This window comes from Dietzia sp. NPDC055343 (assembly GCF_053645265.1).
This window is the reverse complement of sequence record NZ_JBSHMJ010000180.1, coordinates 1-1,026: the sequence shown is the minus strand read 5'-3', so window position 1 is coordinate 1,026 and position 1,026 is coordinate 1. Positions and strand designations below refer to the sequence as shown.

The following is a 1,026-nucleotide window of genomic DNA, read 5'->3' as shown; positions in this document are numbered from 1 at the left end:
AGCCAGCCATGATCGACATTGATCTAGCTATCCTGCTTACAAAAGCAAGAGAACATAGCGTTGCCTTGGTAGGTCCGGCAGCGGAGGAATTCTTTGACCCGGTTCCTGAACAGGATCTATTCGAGGCGCTGAGGGAAACCTTGAAGCTATGGAACTCGCAGCCCGACTGGGCCGGCGATGAGCGAAATGTAGTGCTTACGTTGTCCCGCATTTGGTACAGCGCAATAACCGGCAAAATCGCGCCGAAGGATGTCGCTGCCGACTGGGCAATAAAACGCCTACCTGCCCAGTATCAGCCCGTCTTACTTGAAGCTAAGCAAGCTTATCTGGGACAAAAAGAAGATCACTTGGCCTCACGCGCAGATCACTTGGAAGAATTTATTCGCTTTGTGAAAGGCGAGATCATCAAGTCAGTTGGTAAATGATGTCTAACAATTCGTTCAAGCCGACCGCGCTACGCGCGGCGGCTTAACTCCGGCGTTAGATGCACTAAGCACATAATTGCTCACAGCCAAACTATCAGGTCAAGTCTGCTTTTATTATTTTTAAGCGTGCATAATAAGCCCTACACAAATTGGGAGATATATCATGAAAGGCTGGCTTTTTCTTGTTATCGCAATAGTTGGCGAAGTAATCGCAACATCCGCATTAAAATCTAGCGAGGGCTTTACTAAGCTTGCCCCTTCCGCCGTTGTCATAATCGGTTATGGCATCGCATTTTATTTTCTTTCTCTGGTTCTGAAATCCATCCCTGTCGGTGTTGCTTATGCAGTCTGGTCGGGACTCGGCGTCGTCATAATTACAGCCATTGCCTGGTTGCTTCATGGGCAAAAGCTTGATGCGTGGGGCTTTGTAGGTATGGGGCTCATAATTGCTGCCTTTTTGCTCGCCCGATCCCCATCGTGGAAGTCGCTGCGGAGGCCGACGCCATGGTGACGGTGTTCGGCATTCTGAATCTCACCGAGGACTCCTTCTTCGATGAGAGCCGGCGGCTAGACCCCGCCGGCGCTGTCACCGCGGCGATCG

The 1,026-nt window shown here is 50.8% G+C and carries 2 protein-coding genes; both read left to right on the top strand.

Features of this window, described 5'->3' with window-relative positions; all coding sequences use genetic code 11:
* Positions 1-425 (top strand): aminoglycoside adenylyltransferase family protein (locus ACWIE7_RS19535; protein ID WP_454058889.1); only part of this gene is annotated, 425 nt, incomplete at its 5' end.
* 163 nt (positions 426-588) lie between these two features.
* Complete coding sequence (locus ACWIE7_RS19530; RefSeq protein ID WP_000679427.1) at positions 589-936, top strand: quaternary ammonium compound efflux SMR transporter QacE delta 1; 348 nt, start codon at positions 589-591, stop codon at positions 934-936.
* Positions 937-1,026: the final 90 nt, after the last annotated feature.

Excerpts from the sequence above, each read along its gene's own strand:
- ACWIE7_RS19530 (WP_000679427.1), top strand. The coding sequence starts at position 589 with ATGAAAGGCTGGCTTTTTCTTGTTATCGCAATAGTTGGCGAAGTAATC.